This window comes from Streptomyces sp. NBC_01352, assembly GCF_036237295.1.
GTDB classification, from domain to species: Bacteria; Actinomycetota; Actinomycetes; order Streptomycetales; family Streptomycetaceae; genus Streptomyces; species Streptomyces plumbiresistens.
In genome coordinates this window covers 1249856-1274262 of the sequence record NZ_CP108354.1, presented here as the reverse complement: position 1 = coordinate 1274262, position 24407 = coordinate 1249856, and the positions used below count along the sequence as shown (strand labels likewise).

Sequence of the window (24407 nt, the reverse complement as noted above, 5' to 3'; positions counted from 1 at the left end):
ACAACCGGCCCGTGTCCGGCGTCAGTACCAGCCCGTCTGGGCCAGGACATGGCCGTCGCAGGCGAGCAGGGCGCGCGAGACACGGCCGTTGAGGTTGTTGCCGATCTTCGTGTAGGCGTAGGTGATGCCCGGGTCGACGGTCTCCGAGACCCACCCGTCGGCCCGTCCGGCACCGGAGTTGGACCGTTCGAGAACGGCGGCGCAGTTGGCCCGGGAGTTCTCGATCCGCGCGAAGGACCCGCACTTGCTCGAGTAGAAGTACTTCAGCGCCATCCCCTCGGCGTACCGGGTGGCGCCGACCTGCCCGAAGGTGCCCGAGCAGCTGGAGATGGTGGGGTACTGACCCTCCATCCCGTAGGCCCCGTAGTTCCCGCCCTGGAAGGGCGCGGCCTGGGCGGAGGCCGGGGTGAGCGCCAGCACCGCGGCGGCGCCTGAGGTGGCCAGCAGAGTGGTGAACGATCGACGGCTCATGAGCCCTCTTCCCTGTGTCGGCGATGTCCTGACGTGCGGTCGCCGACCGGCTTCCCCCGTCCGCGACTCGTCTTGGACCCTAGGAGGCGGGAACGCCGAGAGGTACCTGACACATGTCAGGGTGGCGAGGCGCCGTGCCGACGGTCAGGCCAGGTGGGCGAAGACGACCAGGTTCTCCGTGTAGTCCTTGACCCTGCGGTCGTAGTCGCCCGCACAGGTGATGAGCCGGACCTGGGCCTGCGGGGTGTCGGCGTACACCCGCCGGTCGGGGAAGTTCTTCTTGTGGAAGGTCTCCACGCTGTCGACCACGAAGGTCGCCGTACGCCGGTCCGCCCGCGTGACCCGGAAGGTGTCCCCTTCGTCCAGTTCACGGAGGTCGGCGAAGACTGCGGGAGACGTCGCCGTGTCGACGTGCCCGGCGATGATCGCCGTACCCGGCTCGCCGGGAGAGGCTCCCTTGGCGTGCCAGCCGACCAGGTTGACGTCGTCGGCGGGCGGCGGTTCGAGCTGCCCGTCGGGGCCGATGGCGAGGGCGGTGAAGGGGGCGTCGACGGAGATCTCCGGGATGATCAGGCGCAGCGGTGTCGCCCGCGGCAGCCGCTTTCCCGCCGGCTCTTCGGGCGGCTCTTCGGCCGGCTGGGCCGACGCTCCCGGCTGCGCGGCACGCGGCTGCGCGACACGGGGCGGAGGCGCTGAGTCGTCCGGCGTGTCACGGTTGCCGATCATGGTCAGGGCCAGGGCCAGAAGGGCCACGGCGCACAGCACCAGCCAGCTCGACCGGGGCTTCTGCCCGGCCGGTGCCGGGTCGGCGCCGGGTGCCGGGTCGGTGTTGTCGGGGGAGGAAGAGGGAGCTGCCATCGGACACCACCTCACTCGGGCACGGCAGCGCGGGGGATGGGGGACAGGGAACCGCCGGCCGGGCCGCCACCCGGCGCACGAGTGGCGGCCGCGGCCGCTATCGCGTCCGGCATGGATCAGGCCACGTTTCCGGCCGACCTGTTGCGGCGCACCGCGTACAGACCGGTGCCGGCGACCGCCAGGACGGCCAGCCCGCCGGCGGTCACACCCGGCGAGGCAAGCGCGCCGCCTCCGGTGTGCATCCCGCCACGGGGCTTGTCGTGGTCGCCCTTGCCGTAGTCACCCTTGCTGTGGTCCCCCTTCGAGTAACCGCTGTCGGACGAGTCCTTGTAGGTCTCCGGGTCGTGCTTGGGGTCCTTGGCGGTGCCCCACTCCTCGTCGTCCGCGACGGTCAGCGCGCCGCCGCCGGTGTGCATGCCGCCGTACGGCTTGTCGTGCTTGCCGTCCTTGTCGTGCTCCTTCTCCTTGCCGTACGAAGAGCTCTCGTGGCTGTCCGAGGACTTCTGGCCCCAGTCACCGTCGGCCGCTTGGGCGCCCGGGGCGGCGATCCCGACGACGGCCGCGGCCGCCGCCGCGGCCAGGAGCATGCGTGTAGAGCGCATCTGCATTCCTTCCGCCTCGGCCGGGACAGCTGCCACTTCGTCAGCTGACGTAACCCGGCCTCGACGTGATCCACCGTCAGTCAGCTTTCGGGATCCCACCACTCCAGAGGCTCACTCGGGCGAACGGCGGTGGCGCAGACGTGGTCTCGGCCTCACCTCAGGACCGCTTCCCAGGTGTCGACGGCGTAGTGGACGCTCATCCCGTTGCGCGCGTACAACTCGGGCGCCCCGGTGGCGTTGGCGGTGTCCACGCCGAGCCCCACCGCGTCCCGTCCCCGCGTGGCGAACGCGGCGAACGCGTGCCGCAGCAGGAACCCGCCCAGCCCCCGCCCCCGGGCCTCGCGCAACACGCCGATACTGCGGATCCACCCCATGGCCTCGCGGTCGTCACGGGCGATCAGGAACCCCACGTCCCCGAGGTCTTCGGCGCTGACGATCCACACCAGGGACCAGTCGAGCCTGTCGGCGTCGATGTCGTGCAGCCACTGGCCGTACGCGCGCGGCTGGAAGTCGAAGTGCTCGGCGAACCCGGCCTGGTAGAGCTGGTGGACGCGCACCCGGTCCGCCTCGGCCTCGCAGGAGCGCACCCGCACCCCGGCGGGCGGTGTGGGCGGCAGGTGCTCGGCGGGCCGCAGGGCCCGCCGCAACACGTGATACCGCCGGACGACCGTCCATCCCCGTGCGCGGAGCAGTCCCGTGTCCAGCGTGGGCGCCACGTTGAGATGCAGATGCACCACGGCCCGCTCGGCACCGTTCGCACGCGCCTTGTCCAGCGCCCTGGCCGCCATCGCGTCCAGAATCCGCTCCCCGGCCGGCTGGTGATCGGGCAGCACATAGTGGTCGGCGTCGATGCGTTCGCCCTTCGACTCGTCCCACAGCAGCCCGTACGCGACCAGCCGCTCCCCCTCGAAGGCCAGCCAGGAGTCCCGCTCGAGATCGGTTTCCGGATGCTTGAGATCCGCCTCGACCGTGTGCAGATCGGTCTCGCCCCGGCCGATCTCGATCAGGTCGACCGCGTTGAGCAGGTCCGTGATGACCGGGGCGTCGGCGAGCGAGGCGGGGCGCAGCGGAGAGGACATGGGGTCAGGGTCCGGCGGGTGGAGTGGCCGCCGCAACGGGTTTTCGCCGGGCGACGCGTCACCGCGACCCGGTGGCCGGATCCTTGGCCGGGCGTACGGCCCGGTCGGGGGCGGCGTGGACCTTCGGGCCCGTAAGGGCGGCGTCGTCGGGAGGTCCGGGCACGCGCGAACTCCATGGTCCGGCGCGCGGACCGCAGGCCCGCGCGCCGGCGTGCGACGGTCAGGCGAGGCGGTGGACGTGCTGGTCGGACAGCTCGTAGCGGGCGCCGACGACGGCCAGTTGACCGGCGCTCACCTTCGCGGCGAGATCCGGCTCGGCGGCGAGCCGCGCGTGGACGGCCCGGATGTTGGCGTCGATGGTCGAGTCGACGCGGGCGTCGCCTTCCTTGGCGCGGTCGATGTTCGGTGCTATCTGGTCGGCCAGATACTGGATGTGGGCGGGCAGCTCCTCGCCGGAGATGTCCGCCTCGACGGCGGCGCGCACGGCACCGCACGACTGGTGGCCGAGCACCAGGACCAGCGGGATCTCGAGTTCGAGGACGCCGTACGCGATGCTGCCGAGCACGGCCTCGTCCAGGACTTCCCCGGCGGTGCGCACGGTGAGCAGGTCACCGAGGCCCTGGTCGAAGACGAGCTCCGGCGGTACCCGGGAGTCGACGCACCCGAGGACGACGGCGAACGGGTGCTGGCCCGACGTCAGAGTCTGCCGGACGGCGGGTGTTTCGTCCGGGTGCTTCTCCCGGTAGGTGCGCCAGCGCTCGTTGCCCGCGGTCAGCTCCCGTAGGGCCTCTTGGGGGGTGCTGGGCCTGCGGCTCGTGCCACGGCTCGCGCCGGAGGCGGGGACCGCGCCCAGGGTGACGCCGGTGCCGAGGACCGCGGCACCGGTCAGACCGGCGCGCAGGAAGCCACGGCGGGCGGGACGGGCCGCGCCGAAGCGGGTGCGGGTGGCGGCGGCCGGCTGGAGACCCGAGGGTCTGAGGGGGGTGTCTTCAGAGTTCACGGACATGAACGTATGTCCGAGTCCGGGGTTGATCCCTGGCGTTACCCAACCATGGCCGGATGCGGGAAAGTCATCAGCGGATCATGGCCTCCTCTTGGGATTGGCCAGCGCTTTCCTTGACCTTGACGGGTATGTCCGTGTGCCACGCGTGAAGTCGGGCAGCAGCTGTGACGTGTGCCGGACGATCGGCGCGATGCAGACGATGTCGGGAGAAAGGCGGCAGCGTGGTCAAGGCGGGGCCCGAGGGGCAGGCCAGGCTGGGGGTGCGGTGCGGGTACGGCCGGTGGGCCGGAACGCGAGGGCGATGGGCGCGGTCGCCGGTCAGGGCGCGACGCGGTGGAGGCGCGCGTCGGCCCGGGCGGACGAGTACAGGAACTCGACCACCATCGCCCCGGCCCCGATGACACCGGCGTGCTCACCGAGCCGTGAGGTGACGACCTGGAGGTTGGCGGTCGTACGGGGAATCGCGCGCTGGTAGAGCAGTTCGCGGACGCCGGTCATGAACGGGGCTCCGGACAGGTCCCCGGCGAGCATCAGGACCCCCGGATTGAGGAGGGTGACCACGGTGACCAGGACCTCGCCCGCGCGGCGCCCGGCCTCCCGGGCCAGCCGGATGGCGTCGGGGTGGCCTTCCGCGAGCAGCCGGCGTACGTCGGAGCCCGACGCGGTGGCCACGCCCAGGTCGGACAGCTGTCTGGCCAGGGCCCGGCCGCTGGCCACGGCGGCCAGACAGCCGTGCGAACCGCACATGCACAACGCGTCGGGCCGGTCGTGCAGCCGGATGTGGCCGATGTCGCCGGAGCCGCCGTCGATACCGCGGTAGAGCTTGCCGCCCACGACGACACCGGCGCCGATGCCGGTGGACACCTTCACCAGGACGAACGCCGAGCAGTCGCGGTGGCCTGCCTGGTGCTCGGCCAGCGCCATGAGGTTCGCGTCGTTGTCCACGAAGACGGGGACGGGGCCGCCCTGCGCACCGGCCCCCACATGATCGGCGTACGCCTTCTGCAGGCGTTCCCGAATGGGGTACCGGTCCCAGCCGGGCATGATCGGCGGCTCGACGACCCGTCCCGTCTCCCAGTCGACGGGGCCCGGCACGGACAGCCCGATGCCGCAGACGTGGGCGGCGTCGATGCCGGCCGCGGCGATCAGGCCGGGGAACCAGCGGGCGAGCCGGTCCAGCACCTCGTCCGGGCCGTCGGTGATGGGCAGCGGGCCGGTGTGCTCGGCGAGGAGGGTGCCCGCGAGGTCGAGGACCGCGGCGCGCGCGTGCCGGGTTTCGAGGTCGACGGCGATGACCGAGGCGTGCGAGGGGTCGAAGACGATCCGGTGGGAGGGCCGGCCGCCGGTCGAGGCGCCGCTGGTGTGGCGCAGCCAGCCGGCCCGGTTGAGGAGGTCCAGGCGCTGTCCGATGGTCGACCGGGACAGCCCCGTGGCGCGTTGCAGGTCGGCGCGGGTGTTGGCGCGACCGTCGCGGATCAGCTGGAGCACGTCCCCCGCGCTGACCTGGCTCGGCGTCGTCATGAGTGCCCCCATCGCTCAGCTCTTGTCCGCGCCGCTGGTCAGGCCTTCGGTGAGCAGGCGTTCGGCGGCGAAGAACAGGAGTACCACGGGGATCGTCAGCACCACGGAGCCCGCCATCAGGACGGTCTTGGGCACTTCGACGCCGCCGGACAGCTGCGCCAGGCCCAGGGAGACGGTCCACTTGTCGGGATCGGCGGCCAGGAAGAGCAGCGCGAAGAGAAACTCGTTCCAGGCGATCATGAACACGTACAGGCCGGTCGCCATCAGGGACGGCAGCGCGAGCGGCAGGATCACCTTGCGGACGGTCTGCAGGCGGCTGCAGCCGTCGAGCGCCGCCGCCTCCTCGACGGAGCGGGGGATGGTGACGAGGTAGTTCTTCAGCATGTAGACCGACACCGGCACGGTCTGGGCGACGTAGACCACGGCCAGCCCGATCAGGCTGGAGGACAGTCCGAGCCTGGCGAAGATGACGAACAGCGGGACGGCGAGCAGGGTCGCCGGGAACAGGTACACGGCCAGGAACAGCGCACTGACCTGGCGGTGGCCGAAGAACTTCAGCCGGCTGACGGCGTAGGCGCCCGGCACGGCCGCCAGCAGGGTCAGGGCGACCGTGCCGAGGGACACCAGCGCGGAGTTGAGCAGGAACCGCAGGAAGCCTTGGCCGCCGTCGTCGGTGGACCGCAGGACGTCGCGGTAGGTGGACAGGGTGAAGTCCCCGGCCGACACCCACAACGAGCCCGGGTCGAGCAGGAGCGCGTCGATGGGCTTCACCGACAGCAGCAGCATGTAGAAGAAGGGCAGCAGGGTGATCACGGCGAGGAACGCGATGACCAGCCGGCGGAGCACGCCGAAGAGTTGCTCCTCGAAGCGGGCCCTGGTCAGGGTGGCCCTGTGCGTCATGACTCCTCCTGGACCCTGGCGCCGAAGAACCTGAAGTAGAGGCCCAGCAGGAAGACCAGCGAGACGGCCAGGACGAGTGACTGGGCGGCGGCCGCGCCGACGTCGTAGCGGGCGGTGAGGAAGTCGTAGACGCGGACGGCGGCCACGTCGGTGCCCGCGCCGCCTCCCGTGAGCAGGTAGACGTCGTCGAACTTGTTGAACGTCATGATGAACCGCAGCACGCACAACAGGGCGATCACCGGCATCAGTTGGGGCAGCAGGATGTGGCGGAACCGCTGCGAGACGGTCGCCCCGTCGACCAGGGCGGCCTCCTCCAGTCCGTCCGGCACGGCCTGCAGCCGGGCCAGGAGGAACAGGAAGGCGAACGGGAAGTAGCGCCAGCACTCGAAGGCGATGACGGTCAGCAGGGCCAGCGGGATGTCGAAGTGCACGCCGGCCAGGTGGACTTCGTAGGTGCGCGCGGACAGGAAGGCGATCGGGTCGTCCCAGCCGAACAGGCGCCGCCCCCAGTCGTTGACCACGCCGTACTGCGGGCTCAGGGCGACCTGCCAGGTGAAGGCCACGGCGACGACGGGGGCGACGTACGGCAGCAGCATCGCCGCGCGCAGCAGTCCGCGGCCGTGGAAGGGCCTGCGCAGGGCGAGCGCGGCGACCAGACCGAGGGTGACGGAGCCCAGCGTGGCACCGGCGGTGTACAGCAGCGTGGTGGTCAGGCTGGACCAGAAGCCGGCGGAGTCGAAGACCTGGGCGAAGTTGTCGAGGGACCAGTTGCCGAACAGGCCCATGCCCTGGATGTCGACGAGTCTGGCGTCCTGGAACGCCAGCAGCACCGTCCACAGGATGGGCAGGACGACCACCACGAGGACCACGAGGAAGGTGGGGGAGACGAAGGCGAGGCCCGCCCGGTTGGCGCGGCGTTCGGCGGTCATCGGGCGGCGGGCCCGGGGCGGGGGCGGCCCGTTGGGCTTGGGGCCGGCTTCCCGGCGCTGCGGTGCGCCGGCGGGGGCTGTGGTCATGAGGAGCCCTTCGTGACGTCCGGGCGGGCGGCTACTGCAGGGACTACTGCAGGGACTTCTTCAGGGCGGCGACCTCGTCGGCGGCTTCGCGTGCCGCCTCGGAGGGCGAGGTCTGTCCGCCGGTCATGGCGCTGATGGCCTTGGGCACGGGCAGTTCGCCGTTGGTGGCGCCGACGAGGGCCCCTTCGCCCTGGGTGATGCCCCAGCGCCGCATCCTGCCGACGCCGGCGGCGAGTTGGTCGAGCAGACTGGCTGGGAAGACCTCGTCGAACGGCTCGCGGGTGTCGACCCCGATGTCGCTGTGCCGCCAGGCGTCGAGATAGCGGTCGGGCTGCGCGGCCGTCCCTTCGCGGACGGGGATCTTGCCCTCGGGCGCCATGCCGAACCAGGGCTCGTAGCCGGTGCCCATCATGTACTCGACGAACTCGCGGGAGGCGGCCGTCTCGGCCGTCCTGGTGGTCACCCACGAGGTGATCTCGCCGAACTGCGCCGCCTCGGTGGCGTCGGGGCCCTTCATCGCGGTGACGATGCCGCTGTTGCGGGACAGGAACCGCGGGTCCGCCTCGCACGCGGAGCAGCTGGGCAGGGCGTCCTTCCGCAGACCGGCGAGTTCGTCCAGCAGGAACGACGACCAGACGACCATGGAGGAGCGGCCCGCGAAGTAGGTGGCGCGGGTGGAGTCGACGGTCTGGGTGCCCGGGGCGCCGTGGACGCGGGCGAGTTGGTCGTACGTACGGAAGGCGGTTTCGCACTGGGGGGACTCGAGGGCCACCTCGTGGCGGTCGTCGACGAGTTGGCAGTCGTTGGCCAGGGCCAGGCTCTCGAAGCTCTGCGAGGTGAACACGTCACCCGGGTCGGTGGCCGCCGAGACACCGTCGTGGCCGTCGGTGGTCAGCGCCTCGGCGGCGGCCACGGCCCTCGCGTAGGTGTCGGGGGCCGCCAGCTGTTTCCGGTCGAACTGGTCCTTGCGGTACACGAGCAGCTGCAGCCAGGCGTCGGAGGGAACGCCCAGGCTCGTACTCCCGTCGGAGGTCAGGGCGAGCGCGTTGGGATTGAAGGTGCCGCGCCCGAGTTCGTCGACGATCCGCTTCGGGATGTCGGTGTTGAGCAACTCGTTCGTGTACATCTGCCAGATCTGGCTCAGCGTGGTGGCCCCGATGACGTCGGGGAGCGTGCCGGAGGCCGCCGCCGACATGATGAGCTGGGGCAACTGGGCCTCGGCGACACCGACCAGACGCACGGTGATCCCGGTCTTCCGCTCGAACGCGTCGACGATCTTCTGGGTCGCCGCGACCCGGTCCGGAAGGCTCTCCTGGGACCAGACGGTGATCTCCCGGTCGGGTCTTCCCGGCCCGGTACCGCTGGAGCAGCCCGTCAGCAGCCCTAACCCCAGAACTGCCGTGATGCCCACCGCGATCAGCTTCGACCGCCGGCTCTTGGCGCGCATGGCGTGTCCTCAAATCGACTTACGTCTGGTCAGCACGCATCTCAGCACCAGTTTTGCGTGTTGACAAGACATAAGTGGGGGTTATTGTCGACTCAACCGACACCCGCACCCCCTTCGGAGCCATCCGTGGAATGCGCTGTCCAGCCCGCCGACCTACGCCCGATTCCGAGGGGCACCCTCAGGACCGCCGTCCAGGAGCAACTCCTTCCGGGGGACACCCTGCAGGCCAAGTGGGACATCGCCCAGGAGTCCGGCTACGACGCCATCGAACTGCGCGCCAGAGGCGACTTCCACTTCACGGCCCGCCTCGACGAACTGCGGCAGGCCCGCAAGGACGGCGTGGTCATGCCGACGGTGTGCGTCGACATGCCGCACTTCTTCGGCGCCTTCGACGAGGACCAACGCCGCGACGCCATCGCCCAGTTGAAGGCGCAGCTCACCGTGATCGCGGAACTCGGCGGCCTCGGCGTGCAGACCCCGGCCGCCTACGGCATGTTCTCCCGCCGCCTGCCGCCCTTCGAACCCCCGCGCACCGAGCAGGAGGACCGCGAGATCCTGCTGACCGGTCTGACCGAACTCGGCGAGCACGCGCGGGCGGAGGGCGTCACCCTCTTCCTGGAGCCCCTCAACCGGTACGAGGACCACATGGTCAACCGGCTCGACCAGGCCGCCGACCTGATCCGCGCGACCGGCATGGACTGCATCAGGATCGGCATCGACAGCTACCACATGAACATCGAGGAGAGCGACCCCGTCGCCGCGATCCTCGCCCACGCCGACCTGATCGGCCACGCCCAGGTCTCCGACTCCAACCGCCTCCAGCCCGGCGCCGGCCATCTCGACTGGCCGGCCTGGCTCAGCGCCCTGCACACCATCGGCTACGACGGCCACCTCGTCGCCGAATGCCGCCTCACCGGCGACCCGGTCGAGGCCGTCCGCTCCATCCCCGCCTTCCTGCAGAGGTCCGGCGCGTGAGGGGCCTCCTGGACCGGCCCGCGCCCACCGCGTCCGCAGCCCTGACACTGCGGCGCGGTGCGGCGCGGGTCCTTCTCGACAACTGGACCGGCACCTCCACCGTCCCCTCCCGCACCCTCTACCCCCACCAGTGGAGCTGGGACTCCGCCTTCATCGCCATCGGCCTGCGCCACCTGTCCGCCCGCCGCGCCCAGCGGGAACTCGAATCGCTGCTCGCCGGGCAGTGGGCCGACGGACGCCTGCCGCACATCGTCTTCAACCCGGCCCTGCCGCCCGACGCGTACTTCCCCAGCCCGGACTTCTGGCAGTCCTCCCGCGCCGGGCGGACCGCGGGCGCCCCGTCGACGCCGGAGACCTCGGGCATCGTCCAACCGCCCGTGCACGCCCTCGCGGCCTGGCTCGTCCACCGCGCGGACCCCGCGGAATCGCGCCGCCGGGGCTTCCTGGCCCGTGCCTACCCACGGCTCGTCGCCTGGCACGACTACCTGCTCACCCGCCGCGACCTCGGCGGCGGGGGACTGGCGGCCGTCGTCCACCCGTGGGAGCCCGGCATGGACAACAGCCCCTGCTGGGACGGGCCTCTGCAGCGCGTCGACCCCGCGGCACCCGACGCCTACCACCGCGCCGACCTGAACCACGGCAACCCCGCCGACCGGCCCACCGACCTGGACTACGGCCGCTACGTCCGGCTGGCGGCCGACTACCGCGACGCCGAGTACGACGACCACGCGGCACGGCACCGCTTCGCGGTGGAGGACCCCTGCTTCAACGCCCTGCTGATCGTCAGCGAGTCGGCGCTCGCCGACATGGCCGGCGAGCTGGGCAGGTCGGGTGCACCGCACACGGCACGGGCCGCCGAGCTCACCCGACGGCTCGTCAGCCGCCTGTGGGACGACAGGTCCGGCCTCTTCCGCGTCCGCGATCTCGCCACCGACGCCCTCGTCGACGAACGCAGCGTCACCGGCCTCGTCCCGCTCGCCGTCCCGCACCTCTCGCGGGACGTCGTCAAGCGCCTGCACGAGACGCTCGACGGCCCCCACTTCAAGGCACCGGCCACGCAGCTGATCCCCAGCTACGACGTCACCGGCCACGCCTTCGACCCGCACCGCTACTGGCGCGGCCCGGCCTGGTTCAACACGGCCTGGCTGATCCACCGGGGCCTGCGCACGCACGGCCTGACAGCGCAGGCCGAGCGCCTGCGGCAGGGTTTCCTCGCGGAGGCGGGCCGCTCCGACTTCGCCGAGTACGTCGACCCCGTCACCGGCGGGGGCCGCGGTGCCCGCCGCTTCTCCTGGACCGCGGCCCTCACCCTCGATCTGCTCTCCGCCTGAGGTGTGCAAATGCAGTTGTGCACTGCATTTGAGACAACCTGACTGGAGAAAAGGTGCAGACCTATTCCGGGCGGCCCGCTTCCCCCAGGTTGCCCGGCGTCGAGGGCATATGCCGAAGGTGTGAATGAGTCAGCCTCGGAAATCGAATAGTTCTGCCGGTTGATTGTTCAACGGGCGCGCTGCGACAATCCCCTCCCGGCAGCGTCGTCACCCACCGACGTATGAGCCGGTCGCCGAACAGGGCCCGCAGTCCAGCGGAAATTCGAATCACGCGAATTTCGGATTCACGAACCCCCCACAAAGTCCGCGCAGAGCATGAAGGTGCCATTTTGTCGACTCCCGAACGTGCCGGGCAACGATCGGTGTCCCACGATCCCGCGTACCGGTCCCTCCGCCGCGCCCACCGCAGATTCGGAAGCCGCTCGACGGCCCTCGCCGTCGGTGGATTTCTTCTCTACGTACTGCTGTCCAGCTTCGCGCCCGGCCTGATGAACAGCTCCCTGAGCGGTCACCTCACGCTCGGACTGGCCCTGGGGCTCGGACAGTTCGTGATGATGGCGGTGATCGTGTGGCGCTACCTGGTCCACATGCGCACCCGCGTCACACCGGTGACCCGCGGCCTGCGCGGACTCGCGCGCCACCACGACGAGGTCGCGGCACGAGGACGGGCGGCGGCCCAACCGCCGGTGGCCCCCGGGGCGGGGGAGTTCCGCCCGTGGTGACGACCGGCGCCGCGGTCGTGGACCGCTTCGGCCTGCAACTGACGCTCGTGCTCTTCCTGTCCGTGGTGGTGGTCACCCTGTTCACCGCGTTGCTGACCGCACCGCAACGCGACGAGATCAGTGAGTTCTACCTCGGCAACCGCACCATGACCCCGCTGCGCAACGGGCTGGCGATGTGCGGGGACTACCTGTCGGCCGCAACCCTGCTGGGCAGCACAGGCCTGGTCGCCCTGACCGGATACGACGGACTGCTGTACCTGTGCGGCACCGCGGTCGCCTGGATGATGGTCCTGCTGCTGGTCGCCGAACCCCTGCGCAACGCGGGCAAGTACACGCTGGGCGACACCCTGGCGCTGCGCCTGAAGCACATGCAGCGGCCGGTACGACTCGCCCTGGCCCTGTGCACGCTCGCCATCACCACCCTCTACCTGGTGGCCCAACTCGTCGGCAGTGTCGCCCTGCTGACCCAGTTCACCGGCGAACCCAGCGCCACCACCCGCACCCTGTGCGTCGTCGTCATCGGCACCATCGTCATCGTGTACGCGGCCATCGGCGGCATGCCCGGCGCCACGTTCATCCAGATCGTCAAAGCCGTGATGCTGATCTCGGGTGTCACGGTGACCGCGGTGATGGTGCTGAACCGCTTCGACTGGAACATCGACGCCCTGCTCGCCGCCGCGGCGGACAACAGCGGCTCGGGTACCCGCTTCCTGGAACCCGGGCTCCGCTACGGCGCCAGCACCACCAGCAAACTCGACTTCTTCAGCCTGCAGTTGGCCATCGTCCTCGGCCTGGCCGCGCTCCCGCACGTGATGATGCGGCTGCTCGCCCCGAAGTCGAGCAGCGTCCTGCGCTCCTCCGTGGTGTGGGCCATGGGCCTGGTCAGCCTCGTCTGCCTGGCAGCGGGCATTCTCGGCCTGGGCGCCACCGCCATCGTCGGCCGGGACACCATCGCGCAGACCGACCGCAAGGGCGACGCGGCCGTTCTGCTGCTGGCGCACGACCTGGGCGGCGCCGTCCTCACCGCCCTCCTGTCCTGCCTGGCCTTCGTCACCCTCCTGGCGGTCGCCGCGGGCCTCACCCTGGCCGCGGCCTCCTCCCTCGCCCACGACCTCTACGGCGAGGTGATCCGCAAGGGCAGGGCGAAGGAGACGGAGGAACTCGCCGTGGCCCGGCTCTCGGCCGTCGTCATCGGCGTCCTCGGCATGCTGCTCGCCCTCGTCTCCTGGGGCGCCAACACCGCCACCCTGGCCTTCCTCGCCTTCGCCATCGCCGCCTCCGCCATCCTGCCGACACTCGTCTACACGCTCTTCTGGCGGCGCTTCACCGCACAGGGCGCCCTGCTCAGCCTCTGCGGCGGCCTCCTGTGCTCCGTCCTGCTCGTCGTCTTCTCGCCCGTCGTCTCCTCCACCCCCACCTCGCTCTACCCCGCCGCCGACTTCGCCTGGTTCCCGCTGCAGAACCCCGGTCTCGTCTCCATCCCGGCCGGCTTCCTGCTGGGCTGGCTCGGATCGGTACTGAGCCGGCCCGAAACCCCGGAGACCTACGAGGACTTCGAGGTCCGCACCCTCGTCGGAGTCGACTAGAGGTGTTCGAGGCGTTTGGACCGACAAGTCGTAGCAGCGTGGGTCAACAGACGGTCGGTCCATTCCTCCGTCCCTTTGAGGCCGGATGGTGAATGTGTGGAGTTTTCGTTCCTCATCCATGCGCAGGAGGTGCGCAGGTTGTGCGGTGCGGCTCCGGAAAGCTCGGTCACTCGATGCGGGCTTGCGGCAACAACTTATGTGCAGTACTTAGGTGAATCATGAATTTGTTCAGCCGGGGCACGCCGTTCCGCCGCCCGGAACCGGCCACCGCTCCCAAGCCCCCCACAGCGTCACCGGCTGCCGCCACCACAGCCCTTCTGGATCCCGCACTGGCAACGCTGACCGGGGAATGGGTCATCGACCCCGCCCACAGCAGGATCGGTTTCTCCGTGCGCCACGCCATGGTCACCACGGTGCGCGGAGCCTTCACGGAATACCAGAGCCGCCTGTACTTCGACGGCCGCGACCCGGCCCGCTCGCAGGCGGAAATCATCATCAACACCGCCAGCGTCGACACCGGCGTGGAACAACGGGACGCCCACCTGGTGGGCCGTGACTTCCTTGACGCCAGGGCCTACCCGCGCATGCGTTTCACCAGTACCTCGGTCGAACTCGCGGACACCGACGTCTACCGCATGACCGGCGACCTCACCATCAAGAACTCCACCCGCCCCGTCGTCCTGGAACTCACCTACATAGGCCACGTCACCGACCCCTTCGGATACGACCGTGTCGGCTTCGACGGCACCACCACCATCGACCGCTCCGAATGGGGCCTGACGTACAGCACCAGACTGGCCGAAGGCGGCGCCATGGTGAGTGAAAAGGTGCGTCTCCAATTCGACATCGCCGCAATTCGCACTCCGCCCGTCGGCTGACGGAATTCGGACGTCGCCATCCGTCCGGCTACCAGTGCAGCGGAAGGCCGGCGAGGCAGTCGTCGAGCAGGCCGGAGATGATCCGGTGGTCGTTGAGGGAGGGGTGCCAGTCGCAGCCGACGTGGTCCAGGCCGGGGTCGTCGTAGTACCAGTGGCGGACCCGGTCGTCGCCCTGCCGGTTGCGCTCCTGGACGATGCGCAGGGTGGCCCGGGCGAACGCCGTGGTGTTGGAGAGGTGGGCGGCGCTGACCACGAGGAAGGTCTTCGGGCCGTACCGGGCGCGCAGCTTGTCGAGAAAGCCCTGATACGCGGTCTCGTAGGCGGCGACCAGCTCGTCCTCCGTGCTCCAGCGCTCGCCGGGATTGAGCGGGGTGGAGAAGTCGTTGATGCCCAGACCGACCACGACGACCTGGGGCCGCCAGGTGCCGGGATTCCGCCAGACATCGCCCTCGACGTTCAGCAGCGCCCGATCGTAATAAGTGCGGAAGTCGGTATCGGGGCTGCTGCCGTTGTAGTTGCGGACCATGCCCCGGCCGGAGAAGGCGTTGATCTGGTAGTCGGCATTGAGCTTCCGGGCGGTGAGGGCACCGAAGGCGAGATCGGCGTTGCTGTTCCGGTTCACTCCTCCGTTGGTCGAACAGTCGCGTGTGCCGGAGACATTGCCGTATCCGGCGGTGAAGGAGTCACCGATGAACTCGATCTGCCGGCTCCGCGCCCGCGGCCCGGGGAGGACGGTGCCCCCAGGTGGGGCGACGAACCCGCCGAACCGGCCCGCCGCCCACGGGCTTTCGGTGCGCTTGACGAGCCGCACGCCGTGCTCGGCGTCGGAGAGGCCGTCGACCCAGGAGAGGGTCCGGCCCGGAGTGACCAGCGTGACGAGGGTCGTTCCGTCGATCTGGACGTCGTAGTCGTTGTCGGCGTCGTCGAGGGCGATGCCGACGCCGGTACCGCGGAACCGGCCCTCGAAGCAGATGCCGGGCCAGGTGTATCGCACCCACCCGTCGGCGGCGCTCTTGACCCGGCCCACCGTGTGGTACCGGGCCCGCGCGCCGGATGCCTGCGCGGGAGGGGCGATCGCGGCGACGGCGCCCGCACCGGCGGCGGTCATCAACGTCCTTCTGGATAAGCGGCCAGGCGTGTGCATGTGGGCCTCCTCGGCGACGGCGGCGTGGGGCTGGAGATCATGGGAGCGCTCCCATGACCTCCGTTCTATAGAAAGTGACCGCCACTCAGGTCTCCGTCAACCCCTGGCGAAAACCTGGTCCCGGAGGTCGGCGGCCCGCATGAGATCGTTGGCCCTGCGACCACCGAGACACCGGCGCGCCCGTTCGCGCGGCACCGGTGTCAGGGACGTCGGGATGCCGAGCCTGTCGGCCGTTATGACCATGGAGGGAGAGCCAGGGCAGGGACCCGAGGTACGCAGGGAGACCGATGACACCGGGTACACCGATCACATCGTGTATGCGGAACGCGGGAACCCCGAGGGCCGCCCGACGCACCATGAACGCGAACCGACGAACCACGAGCGAGGCCGAGCCGGACGGCTCCGACAGACATGAGGGGTCCGCGCGAGCGCTGGCCCGGCTCGCGCTGCTGTGCGTGGCCGGCGCCGTCGCGTCAGTGGTCGCCGGCGCCGGCCAGTGGTTCATCCTGCTGCTCGGCCTGGCCGGACTCGCCCTGGCCGGCGCGGGCATCTGGTGGGCTCTCGCGCACCGGGGAGTGGCGCGCCTGCTCGGTGCCCTGCTGGCGCTGGCCGCACCCGTCGGTGTCCTGATCCTGTACGCCGTATCGGGCCTGTGGCCGGTGGCGGTGACCGCGCTCGCCTTGTGGGCGGCGGCGCTGGCCTGCGCCAGGAGCGCGTTGCGGCGCCTGCGCAAGCCGCACGGCGTACGCTCCCGTTCGGTCCGGCCGCCCCGCCGCCCGGTACTGATCATGAACCCGAGGTCCGGGGGCGGAAAGGTCTCCCGGCACGGGCTGGCCGAGCGGGCCGAGGCGCTGGGCGCCCGCGTGATGATGCTCGACCTCGACGCCGGACCGGACGCGGTGACGCTGGCTCGGCGGGCCGTGGCCGAGGGCGCGGACCTGCTCGGCGTGGCGGGCGGTGACGGGACGCAGGCCCTGGTGGCGGGCGTGGCGGCCGAGCACGGTGTGCCGTTCGTCGTCCTGGCGGCCGGGACCCGCAACCACCTGGCCATGGACCTGGGCCTGGACCGCGACCACCCGGTGAGCGGCCTGGACGCCCTCTCGGACGGCGTGGAACTCCGTATCGACCTGGGCGACGTGGCCGGGCGGCCGTTCGTCAACACGGTCTCCTTCGGGGCGTACGCGGAGATCGTCCAGAGCCCCGACTACCGGGACGCCAAGGCCGCCACCGCGCTCGACCACCTGCCGGGCCTGCTGGTCGGCGAGACCGGCACGGTCCTGGACGTGGAGACCGACGACGCGCGCGTGCACGCCCCTCAGACGTTGCTGGTGAGCAACAACCCCTACGGACGGGCCGACCCCCTCGGCGGCGGGCGCAGACCGCGGCTCGACGGGGGCAAGCTCGGCGTGATCGCGATCCGGGTGGAGGGCGCGGCGCAGGCCGCCGAACTGGCGCTGCGCGGCGAACGGGCCAGCAGCATCACCTCCCTGACGTCGCGTCGGGTGGTCGTGAACGCCGACGACGAGCTCATTCCGGTGGCCGTCGACGGTGAAGCGCTCACCCTGCCCCCTCCCGTGGTGTGCACGGTGCGTCCCGGCGCACTGCGCGTGCGCGTGCCCAGACATCGTCCCGGCGCCTCGTACGTCGCCCCGTCCGTCGACTGGCGGCGGGTGGTCCGCCTCGCGCTCGGCCACGATCCCCTTCCGATCCGCACGAACCAGGAGCAGAGCGATGCTTGACCGCCCGCTGCCGCACGACCGGTCACAGCGAGGTCTGATGCGTGATCTCGCCGCCCTCGACCAGGCGCTCTACGAGGCCGTGACGGTCACCAGGACGCCCGCGTTGGACGCCGCCCTGCGGCGGCTGTCCGCGGCGGCGGACCACTCGAAGATCTCCTTCGTGGTCGCCGGGTTCCTGGCGCTGCGCCCCGGTCGGCCGCGCCGCGCCGCCGTCCTGGGCCTCGCTGCCGTCGGCGTCGCCTCGACGACCGCCAACCTGCTCGGCAAACGTCTGGTCCGCCGGCGCCGGCCCCACCGCGCCGAGGACTCGCCGTTTCCGTGGCGGCACGTGCCCATGCCGGCCTCCGCGTCCTTCCCCTCGGGCCACACGGCCTCGGCTGTCGCCTTCGCCGCGGCCGTGGGACCCGCGTTCCCGGCCGCCACGGTTCCCCTCGGCCTGCTGGCCTGCGCGGTGGGCTATTCACGGATCCACACCGGCGTGCACTACCCGGGAGACGTCGTCGCCGGCGCCGTACTGGGAACAGGTGCGGCGGCCGCGGTCCTCGCGGCGGCCCGCTGGGACGACTGAGCAGGGGCGCGTTCGGCCCGCCCAGGGGCAGGGCCATGGTGACGCCCGAACACGCCACGGTCGGTCGCGGTGCCGCGGTGCCGTGGTGCCGCGGTGCGTGAGGGCGTGGTGGCCGAGCCGTGGGCACGGGAACGGGAACGGGCGGAAGCATGCGCTGGACCCGCCCGCCTCCCGCCGGGCGACCGGGGGGTGCCGCAGAGTCTTCCTGCGGGAGTCGGCCGCGGTGGAAGCCGACCCGCAGCGGCGCACGACAGCGGCCAAGGGCCGGGGGAGACCGGCCGCATCGAGCACACCGCCCACCGAGTCGAGCGAGGCGAGGGCTGACTCCAGCGGCCGCGGCAATCCCGACCACGCTCGCCGGCAAGGCGTCGGCCTCATCTGTCGCGGTCGGCGGCAGCGGCGCCGTTCGCCCAGTCGGCTCGGCGAGTCGGCCCGCGGCCGCCGGTCAGGAGGGCGTGGTGGTGGTACGGCCGCGGGTGACGCGCAGGAGGTCCAGTTTCCCCGCGTCGCTGCTTCCGGTCGCTGCCGTGTAGGTGACCATGCGCAGGTCCGCGCCGGGGACGACGAGGACGTCGCAGTCGAGCAGGATGTCGCCGGTCTCCGGGTGCCGGATCGTCTTGCGGTCGGTGGTGTGCTGCACGGCGGCCGTCTGCGTGGCCCAGTGACGGGCGAAGGTGCCGGACGTTTCCCGCAGTTCCGTCACGAGACGATCGAGCTGGGCGTCCCCGGGACAGCGGGAGGCGGCGTCCTTGAGGTCGGCGACGATCGACGCCTCGAAGGCGTCCTGTCCGCGCTCGGACTGCGTGGGCAGCATCGCGGCGTGCGCGAGGCCGTTGCCGAACAGGGCGCGGGCGAGGTTGCGTTCGGCGGCCGGGACCATGGTGGGGTCGCCGTGCAGGGCGGAGCGAAAGCGGGCGACCAGGGTGCCCAACACCGTTCGGCGCACCCGGCTGAGCAGCAGTCCTGGCAACAGGACTCACTCCCACTCAGTCTTTAGGAACGGTTCTTCGCGCGTCCCTGCTCCAGGCGCAGGACGTAGTCGACGGACAGCCCGGCCAGTTGCGCGAGTTCCTCGCGGCGCAGTCCCGGAGCACGACGGCCGTTCGTCACGGTGAAGCCCGCGTCGGCCGGGGAGAGGCGGTCGCGCCAGGCACGCAGGAGTGCGGAGAAGTCGGAACGGGAGGCAGCCATGGGTGCATTCTCGCCGCCCGGCGCCGCATCAGCCTGGGTACTGCCAGTCCTGGTGACGGGGACGGCACTGGTTGGGGTGGTCAGCGGCGGCGAGTGTGGAGATGCGCCTGAACCGGGCGCCCACAGCTGACCAGTTGAGGAGTCCCATGAACCACACCATCGTGATGACGGGCGCGAGCCGCGGGATCGGCCGCGTCGCCGCGGAGCACATCCTGCGCCGGTCTCCGGACGCGCACCTGCGCGTCGTGGCCCGCGGATCCTCCGGTGCGCGGCTCGTCGCGGAACTCGGCGCGGGCGGGCACAGGGTCTCGTACGTCGCGGCGGACCTCGGCTCGCTGGAGAGCGTCGGCTCGGCGGCCATCGGGATCCGCGACCGGCTCGACCGCGGTGAACTGCCGCCGCTGCGCGGCTTCGTGGGGAACGCGGGCATCCAGTACACGAACGCGCTCACCGAGGGACCCGAGGGGTTCGAGTCCACGTTCGCCGTCAACGTGCTCGCCAACCACCTGTTCGTCCGCCTGCTCCGGGACCGCTTCGCCGCTCCCGCCCGGATCGTGATCACCGTCAGCGACACCCACTTCGGCGACTTCCGGCACAACCTGGGCATGGTGCCCGGCCCGGTCTGGAGGTCCCCGGACGTCCTGGCCCGCACGGGTGCCTTCCCCGAGCCGCACACCACCGCCGCCGGGCGCACCGCGTACTCGACGAGCAAGCTGGCCGCCCTCTGCCTCGTGCACGAGTACGCGCGCCGCCTGCCGGCCGGGATCGACGCCGTTGCCTACAATCCCGGCTTCGTCCCCGGCACCGGTCTCGCCCGCAACGCGGACCCCGTCTCCCGGTTCGCGATGCGCCGCGTCCTGCCGGCACTGACCCTCACCCCGTTCGCCACCGGCCGCAGCGCCGCGGGCCGCTGCCTGGCCGACGTCGTCCTCGGCACGACCCGGGCGCCGACGGGCTCCTACGTCGACCGCGCCCGGGTGGCCCGCTCGTCGCGGGAGTCCTACGACCCACAGCGCGAAGCCGAACTCTGGGCTGCCGCCGAACAGTTCACCGAGGCGCACGCCGTCAGGACGGATGCGCGCTGAGGTGAGAATCGGCGTCCCGCGGTGCCACCGCCTCATCAGGTCACTTGTCCCGGACCCTTGACTCGGAGCCCATCCAGTCGCGATCCTCGTCGCATATCTTGCGCCGGTCATGACAATCCCGCCTTCGGGTCCCGGGATCGTCGGGCTCCTCGACCGCGCCACCCCGCCGACCGAGGGACGAGGGCAGTGACCATGAGTGGACGCCCGTACCGCAGGCGCAAAGACGTCACCGTCGTCTCGCTGCTCCTCCTCGTGCTGGCCATGGCCCTCGGCCCCACGCCGAGTTCGGCGGCCGGCACCGACTGGTGGGTGCCGGCCGCCCGGCCCGCGCCGGACTCCCAGATCAACGTCAGCGGCGAGCCGTTCACCGGCACCAACGCCGAGGGCGAGGTGCGCGGGTTCGTCGACGCGCACAACCACCTGATGTCCAACGAGGCCTTCGGCGGCCGGCTCATCTGCGGCAAGACGTTCTCCGAGGCCGGCGTGGCCGACGCGCTCAAGGACTGTCCCGAGCACTACCCGGACGGCACGCTCGCGATCTTCGACTACATCACCCACGGCGGTGACGGCAGGCACGACCCGGTCGGCTGGCCCACGTTCAAGGACTGGCCGGCGTACGACTCGATGACCCATCAGGCCAACTACTACGCCTGGGTGGAGCGGGCCTGGCGCGGCGGACAGCGCGTCCTCGTCAACGACCTCGTCACCAACGGCATGATCTGCTCGGTGTACCCCTTCAAGGACCGCGGCTGCGACGAGATGACCTCGATCCGGCTCCAGGCGAAGCTGACGTACGACCTCCAGGCCCACATCGACAAGATGTACGGCGGCCCCGGCAAGGGCTGGTTCCGGATCGTCCTCGACAGCGCTCAGGCCCGACAGGTCATCGAGCAGGGCAAGTTGGCGGTCATCCTGGGCGTGGAGACGTCCGAGCCGTTCGGCTGCAAGCAGATCCTGGACATCGCGCAGTGCAGCAAGGCCGACATCGACGCCGGGCTGGACGAGCTGTACGGGCTGGGCGTGCGCAGCATGTTCCTGTGCCACAAGTTCGACAACGCGCTGTGCGGGGTCCGCTTCGACGAGGACGGGCTCGGTACGGCGATCAACGTCGGCCAGTTCCTGTCGACGGGTACCTTCTGGCGGACGGAGAAGTGCACCGGACCGCAGAAGGACAACCCCATCGGCGGCGCGGCGACCGAGGCCGAGGCGGACCTCCCGGACGGCGTCGAGGTCCCGGAGTACGAGGCGGACGCCCAGTGCAACGTCCGCGGCCTCACGGACCTCGGCGAGTACGCCGTGCGCGGCATGATGAAACGCAAGATGATGCTGGAGATCGACCACATGAGCGTCAAGGCCACCGGCCGGGTGCTCGACATCTTCGAGGCCGCCTCGTATCCCGGCGTGCTCTCCTCGCACAGCTGGATGGACCTCAACTGGACCGAGCGGGTCTACGCGCTCGGCGGCTTCGTCGCCCAGTACATGCACGGTTCCGAGGAGTTCAGCGCGGAGGCGAAGCGCACGGACGCGCTGCGTGAGAAGTACGGCGTGGGATACGGCTACGGCACCGACTTCAACGGTATCGGCGACCATCCCGCCCCGCGCGGCGCGGACGCCGCCGACAAGGTCACGTACCCGTTCAAGAGCGTCGACGGCGGCTCCGTCATCGACAAGCAGACCACCGGTCAACGCACCTGGGACCTGAACACCGACGGGGCCGCCCACGTCGGCCTCGTCCCGGACTGGATCGAGGACATCCGCCGCGTCGGCGGCCAGGACGTGGTCGACGACCTCTTCGGCGGGGCGGAGTCCTACCTCGACACCTGGGGAGGGTCCGAGCAGCACCAGGCCGGGGTCAACCTCGCCAAGGGCGCCGCGGCCACGGCCAGTTCGGCGGAGTCGAACCCGGTCACCAGCTACGCGCCCGGCCGGGCCGTGGACGGCGACGACGACACCCGCTGGGCCAGCGACTGGAGCGACGACCAGTGGCTGCGGATCGACCTGGGCGCCACCCACCGCGTCGGACGCGTCACGCTCGACTGGGAACGCGCGTACGGGAAGTCGTACCGCGTCGAACTCTCCACCGACGGTGTGAGCTGGCGGACCGCCTGGTCCACGACCGCCGGTGACGGCGGTCTGGACACGGCCCGGTTCGCCGGCACACCCGCCCGCTACGTCCGTGTCCTGGGCCTCGACCGCGGCACCGACTGGGGATACTCGCTCCACGAGGTGGGCGTCCACAGCAGCTGACGGCCGACCTCGCCCGGCAAGAGCCCGGCAAGAGCACGAGAGCACGAGAGCACGAGGACAGGACGCGCATATGGCTCGGATGCCGTTGGTGGAACGGCGCCGACAGCTCACGGAAGCGGCGATCAGGGCGATGGCCCGGGACGGCGTCGCCAAGACGACGACCCGGTCCATCGCCGCCGAGGCGGACGTGTCCCTGAGCGTCTTCCACTACTGCTTCGACTCCAAGCAGGCCCTGATCGAGTCCGTGATCACCACCATCACCGACCACTACGTGACCCTGGTGAAGGAGGCCCTGCGCCCCAGAGCCACGCTCGAAGAGACCGTCCGGGCCGGCTTCCAGGCGTACTGGGACCACGTCCGCGCCCATCCCGACGAACACATGCTCACCTACGAGCTCACCCAGTACGCCCTGCGCCAACCCGGCTTCGAGCACCTGGCGCGACGCCAGTACGAGCTGTACGCCGACGCCTACACCGAGCTCATCGACCAGCTCCGCCAGGACATGCGCCTCCGACTCCGCGTCCCCGTCCCGGTACTGGCCCGCTACCTGGCCGCCATGACCGACGGCCTGACCCTCAACTACCTGGTACTCGGCGACGCGACCACCTGGACCGACATCCTCGACACGGTCACCGCCCACATCGCCGGACTGGTCGACGCCGACAGCACCTCGACGCCCCGGCCGGACGTCCTTCACTGAGGGGCGCCAGGTCCGTTTCCGGCGCAGGATGGGATGAGGAAACGACCATCTCGGGGGACTCTCCGACGGGAGGCCACCATGACGGCGTCGCAGAGCGGGGAAACCACCCGGGCGGGAGAAGGCAGGCCCCTGTGGGCCGGGATCGCCGGGATCCTGGCCGGCGCACTGATGATCGCCGGCCATGTCCTGACCTGGCGGACGCCGGACACCCAGGACGACGACGCGATCCGGGAGATCGTCACCTTCTACTCCAAGGACAGCAATCAGGCACTGTCCGTGACCTCCGCCCTGCTGCTGCTCGCGGCCGGGCTGGCGTTCCTGTGCTTCCTGCCGGTCCTGGTACGCGCCGCCGGCAGGCGCTCCACCTTCGCGCTCGCCGGCGGGATCGTTTTCGTCGTGCTCCTCATGATCTCGGCGATCGCCGGTAACGCCTACGGAATCACCGCGAGCAACGTCGACGTCTTCCGGGTCGTACCCGAGACGGCCCTGATCGCGATCCTGCTGCTGGAGGTGGCGTACGGGGGTCTCATCGCGGCGATGGTGGGCGCGGCCGTGCTGCTACTCGCCATCTGGCGCACCACCCGCGGCACGGAAGACATCAAGGTGCTGCCCTCGTGGCTGACCTGGGCCGCACTCGTCGTGGGTGTGCTGTGCCTGGCCGGGCCCTTCAGCGCCTGGCTGACGTCCATGCTGCTGGCACTGTGGCTGGTGGCGGCCGGCCTCGTGGTGATGCTGAAGCGAGCGTGAGGCCGGGCGAGGGCCGGTTCAGCGCAGGTCGAGCCGCATCAGGACGCGGGGGTGTCCGGCCAGCACCGACGTGGTGTCGGCGGCGTGGGTGAACCCGGCGCGTTCGAAGTTCTTCCGCAGTCCGGCGTACGCCATCGTCAGGTCGACCCTGGCGTCGCCGTTGTCGAGGGGGTACGCCTCGATCGCCGGTGCGCCGTGGGCGCGGGCGAACTCGACCGCGCCGGCGATCAGGGCGTGGGAGATCCCCTTCTTCCGGTGACCGGGGCGCACGCGGATGCACCACAGCGACCAGACCGGCAGGTCGTCGACGTGCGGGATCTTGCGGTTGCGCGCGAAGGAGGTGTCCGAGCGCGGTGCCACGGCGGCCCAGCCGACCGGCTCGTCGCCGTCGTAGGCGAGCACCCCCGGAGGGGGGCCCGTACGGCACAACTCGGCGACGTACTCACCGCGGGCCGGTCCGCGAAGCTCGTTGTTGAGCCTGGAGGGGATCCGGTAGCTCAGGCACCAGCAGACGTTGGCTCCGGGTGACTTCGGGCCGAGCAGGGTGCGGACGTCTTCGAACACCGAAGCCGGGCGAACGTCGATGGTCATACCACC

At 70.9% G+C, this 24407-nt stretch carries 23 protein-coding genes and 1 pseudogene; 11 read left to right on the top strand and 13 right to left on the bottom strand.

The genetic code is table 11. From position 1 onward, the window contains the following. Positions 1-21: 21 nt before the first annotated feature. The 9 genes from OG252_RS06160 to OG252_RS06120 form a co-directional block, all read right to left on the bottom strand. Positions 22-471: a hypothetical protein gene (locus OG252_RS06160; protein ID WP_329334328.1), complete on the bottom strand. Its 450-nt coding sequence runs from the start codon at positions 469-471 to the stop codon at positions 22-24. A gap of 144 nt (positions 472-615) precedes the next feature. Then, positions 616-1329 (bottom strand): class F sortase, encoded by a 714-nt coding sequence (locus OG252_RS06155; protein WP_329334326.1) that lies wholly within the window; start codon positions 1327-1329, stop codon positions 616-618. Between the two features lie 116 nt (positions 1330-1445). After that, positions 1446-1931, bottom strand: coding sequence for a hypothetical protein (locus OG252_RS06150; RefSeq protein ID WP_329334324.1), 486 nt, complete (start codon positions 1929-1931; stop codon positions 1446-1448). A 152-nt stretch (positions 1932-2083) separates the two neighbouring features. Further along, positions 2084-3010: a GNAT family N-acetyltransferase gene (locus OG252_RS06145; protein ID WP_266451436.1), complete on the bottom strand. Its 927-nt coding sequence runs from the start codon at positions 3008-3010 to the stop codon at positions 2084-2086. Between the two features lie 220 nt (positions 3011-3230). Further along, on the bottom strand, positions 3231-4010 hold the full coding sequence (locus tag OG252_RS06140; RefSeq protein WP_329334322.1) for a carbonic anhydrase: 780 nt from the start codon (positions 4008-4010) through the stop codon (positions 3231-3233). A gap of 321 nt (positions 4011-4331) precedes the next feature. After that, entirely contained in the window at positions 4332-5546 is a 1215-nt protein-coding gene (locus tag OG252_RS06135; protein ID WP_329334320.1) for an ROK family transcriptional regulator, read from the bottom strand. 3 nt (positions 5547-5549) lie between these two features. Further along, on the bottom strand, positions 5550-6434 hold the full coding sequence (locus OG252_RS06130; protein WP_329334318.1) for a carbohydrate ABC transporter permease: 885 nt from the start codon (positions 6432-6434) through the stop codon (positions 5550-5552). Beyond that, positions 6431-7450 carry a carbohydrate ABC transporter permease gene (locus OG252_RS06125; RefSeq protein ID WP_266451440.1) on the bottom strand — a complete coding sequence of 340 codons (1020 nt, stop codon included), beginning with the start codon at positions 7448-7450 and terminating at the stop codon, positions 6431-6433. Before OG252_RS06125 ends, OG252_RS06130 begins: the two co-directional genes overlap by 4 nt. 43 nt (positions 7451-7493) lie before the next feature. Then, the gene (locus tag OG252_RS06120; RefSeq protein ID WP_266451441.1) at positions 7494-8897 is read right to left on the bottom strand and encodes an ABC transporter substrate-binding protein; all 1404 of its coding nucleotides are present in this window, start codon (positions 8895-8897) and stop codon (positions 7494-7496) included. Positions 8898-9023: 126 nt separating this feature from the next. Between OG252_RS06120 and OG252_RS06115 the strand changes: the two genes are divergently transcribed. The 5 genes from OG252_RS06115 to OG252_RS06095 all read left to right on the top strand — a co-directional run bounded on the left by OG252_RS06115 (position 9024) and on the right by OG252_RS06095 (position 14389). Further along, positions 9024-9872 (top strand): sugar phosphate isomerase/epimerase family protein, encoded by an 849-nt coding sequence (locus OG252_RS06115; protein ID WP_329334317.1) that lies wholly within the window; start codon positions 9024-9026, stop codon positions 9870-9872. Next, positions 9869-11203, top strand: coding sequence for an MGH1-like glycoside hydrolase domain-containing protein (locus tag OG252_RS06110; protein ID WP_329334315.1), 1335 nt, complete (start codon positions 9869-9871; stop codon positions 11201-11203). The genes OG252_RS06115 and OG252_RS06110 overlap by 4 nt, the downstream gene beginning before the upstream one ends. Before the next feature lie 362 nt (positions 11204-11565). Further along, complete coding sequence (locus OG252_RS06105; RefSeq protein WP_266451444.1) at positions 11566-11925, top strand: DUF485 domain-containing protein; 360 nt, start codon at positions 11566-11568, stop codon at positions 11923-11925. Continuing rightward, the gene (locus tag OG252_RS06100; protein WP_266451445.1) at positions 11919-13511 is read left to right on the top strand and encodes a solute symporter family protein; all 1593 of its coding nucleotides are present in this window, start codon (positions 11919-11921) and stop codon (positions 13509-13511) included. The genes OG252_RS06105 and OG252_RS06100 overlap by 7 nt, the downstream gene beginning before the upstream one ends. Positions 13512-13729: 218 nt before the next feature. Beyond that, positions 13730-14389, top strand: coding sequence for a YceI family protein (locus OG252_RS06095; protein ID WP_329334314.1), 660 nt, complete (start codon positions 13730-13732; stop codon positions 14387-14389). Positions 14390-14417: 28 nt separating this feature from the next. Here OG252_RS06095 and OG252_RS06090 read toward each other — a convergent pair whose 3' ends face one another. Beyond that, positions 14418-15497 carry an SGNH/GDSL hydrolase family protein gene (locus OG252_RS06090; protein WP_329334312.1) on the bottom strand — a complete coding sequence of 360 codons (1080 nt, stop codon included), beginning with the start codon at positions 15495-15497 and terminating at the stop codon, positions 14418-14420. Between the two features lie 392 nt (positions 15498-15889). Here OG252_RS06090 and OG252_RS06085 point away from each other — a divergent pair, with 392 nt between their 5' ends. Together OG252_RS06085 and OG252_RS06080 are read left to right on the top strand one after the other, a co-directional pair. Continuing rightward, positions 15890-17272, top strand: a complete 1383-nt coding sequence (locus OG252_RS06085) for a diacylglycerol/lipid kinase family protein (RefSeq protein WP_266451447.1) — start codon at positions 15890-15892, stop codon at positions 17270-17272. Continuing rightward, positions 17265-17840 (top strand): phosphatase PAP2 family protein, encoded by a 576-nt coding sequence (locus tag OG252_RS06080; RefSeq protein WP_266451448.1) that lies wholly within the window; start codon positions 17265-17267, stop codon positions 17838-17840. The genes OG252_RS06085 and OG252_RS06080 overlap by 8 nt, the downstream gene beginning before the upstream one ends. 445 nt (positions 17841-18285) lie before the next feature. On the opposite strand, the gene OG252_RS06075 is transcribed toward OG252_RS06080, so the two are convergent. Next, positions 18286-18810 carry an MmyB family transcriptional regulator gene (locus OG252_RS06075; RefSeq protein WP_329334309.1) on the bottom strand — a complete coding sequence of 175 codons (525 nt, stop codon included), beginning with the start codon at positions 18808-18810 and terminating at the stop codon, positions 18286-18288. A 26-nt stretch (positions 18811-18836) separates the two neighbouring features. Beyond that, positions 18837-19031, bottom strand: a pseudogene (locus OG252_RS06070) (helix-turn-helix domain-containing protein); the annotation flags it as partial. Between the two features lie 146 nt (positions 19032-19177). Between OG252_RS06070 and OG252_RS06065 the strand changes: the two are divergent. From OG252_RS06065 to OG252_RS06050, 4 genes are all read left to right on the top strand, one after another. Next, positions 19178-20116, top strand: a complete 939-nt coding sequence (locus OG252_RS06065; RefSeq protein WP_329334304.1) for an SDR family NAD(P)-dependent oxidoreductase — start codon at positions 19178-19180, stop codon at positions 20114-20116. A 192-nt stretch (positions 20117-20308) separates the two neighbouring features. Further along, the gene (locus OG252_RS06060; protein WP_266451452.1) at positions 20309-22363 is read left to right on the top strand and encodes a galactose-binding domain-containing protein; all 2055 of its coding nucleotides are present in this window, start codon (positions 20309-20311) and stop codon (positions 22361-22363) included. A 70-nt stretch (positions 22364-22433) separates the two neighbouring features. Beyond that, positions 22434-23063 (top strand): TetR/AcrR family transcriptional regulator, encoded by a 630-nt coding sequence (locus tag OG252_RS06055; RefSeq protein ID WP_266451453.1) that lies wholly within the window; start codon positions 22434-22436, stop codon positions 23061-23063. Between the two features lie 78 nt (positions 23064-23141). Continuing rightward, on the top strand, positions 23142-23810 hold the full coding sequence (locus tag OG252_RS06050) for a hypothetical protein (protein ID WP_266451454.1): 669 nt from the start codon (positions 23142-23144) through the stop codon (positions 23808-23810). 18 nt (positions 23811-23828) lie between these two features. Here OG252_RS06050 and OG252_RS06045 read toward each other — a convergent pair whose 3' ends face one another. Next, the gene (locus OG252_RS06045; protein WP_266451456.1) at positions 23829-24401 is read right to left on the bottom strand and encodes a GNAT family N-acetyltransferase; all 573 of its coding nucleotides are present in this window, start codon (positions 24399-24401) and stop codon (positions 23829-23831) included. Between the last annotated feature and the right edge of the window lie 6 nt (positions 24402-24407).